This window comes from Acinetobacter sp. AS167 (genome assembly GCF_037152175.1).
Classification (GTDB): Bacteria; Pseudomonadota; Gammaproteobacteria; order Pseudomonadales; family Moraxellaceae; genus Acinetobacter.
Window position 1 is genome coordinate 1 of the sequence record NZ_JBBCMP010000030.1, and the last position, 1201, is coordinate 1201.

General features: G+C 49.0%; 1 protein-coding gene and 1 pseudogene. Both read left to right on the forward strand.

The features are described 5' to 3' along the window. Positions 1 to 631, forward strand: a pseudogene (locus WFN33_RS20200) (Ig-like domain-containing protein); the annotation flags it as partial. A gap of 1 nt (position 632) precedes the next feature. Next, the coding region (locus tag WFN33_RS20205) for a hypothetical protein (protein WP_336954825.1) at positions 633 to 1201 on the forward strand (569 nt) is incomplete at its 3' end.

A 1201-nucleotide genomic window follows, 5' to 3' on the forward strand; every position in this document is an offset into this window, starting at 1 on the left:
AGATGGCAGCAAAACCACAGTTGTTACGAGTCCAGATGGAACTTGGACAGTGCCAAATCCTGGTTTAAAAGATGGCGACGAAGTTAAGGCAATCGCGACAGACCCAGCAGGGAATAATTCATTACCAACGGTCGTCGTTGTAGATGCTATTCCACCAACAGCTCCTGTAATAGATCCAATTAATGGAAAAGATCCTATTACAGGTACAGCTGAGCCAGGCTCAACAGTCACAGTCACTTACCCAGATGGCAGCAAAACCACAGTTGTTACGAGTCCAGATGGAACTTGGACAGTGCCAAATCCTGGTTTAAAAGATGGCGACGAAGTTAAGGCAATCGCGACAGACCCAGCAGGAAATAATTCATTACCAACGGTCGTCGTTGTAGATGCTATTCCACCAGCAGCTCCTGTAATAGATCCAATTGATGGAACAGATCCTATTACAGGTACAGCTGAGCCAGGTTCAACAGTCACAGTTACTTACCCAGATGGCACCAAAACCACAGTTGTTGCTGGTACAGATGGAACTTGGACAGTGCCAAATCCTGGTTTAGATGATGGTGATGAAGTTAAGGCAATCGCGACAGACCCAGCAGGGAATAATTCATTACCAACAGTAGTCATTGTAGATATTGGATCTGACTCTGACAGTGACTCGGATTCTGACAGCGATTCTGACTCTGACAGTGACTCGGATTCTGACAGCGACTCGGACTCTGACAGCGACTCGGATTCTGACAGCGATTCTGACTCTGACAGCGACTCGGACTCAGACAGCGACTCGGATTCTGACAGCGACTCGGACTCTGACAGCGATTCTGACTCTGACAGCGACTCAGACTCTGACAGCGATTCTGATTCTGACAGCGACTCGGACTCTGACAGCGATTCTGACTCTGACAGCGACTCGGACTCTGACAGCGATTCTGATTCTGACAGCGATTCTGACTCTGACAGCGATTCTGACTCTGACAGCGACTCGGACTCTGACAGCGATTCTGATTCTGACAGTGACTCGGATTCTGACAGCGACTCGGACTCTGACAGCGACTCGGATTCTGACAGCGACTCGGACTCTGACAGCGATTCTGACTCTGACAGCGATTCTGACTCTGACAGCGATTCTGACTCTGACAGCGATTCTGACTCTGACAGCGATTCTGACTCTGACAGCGATTCTGACTCTGACAGCGATTCTGAC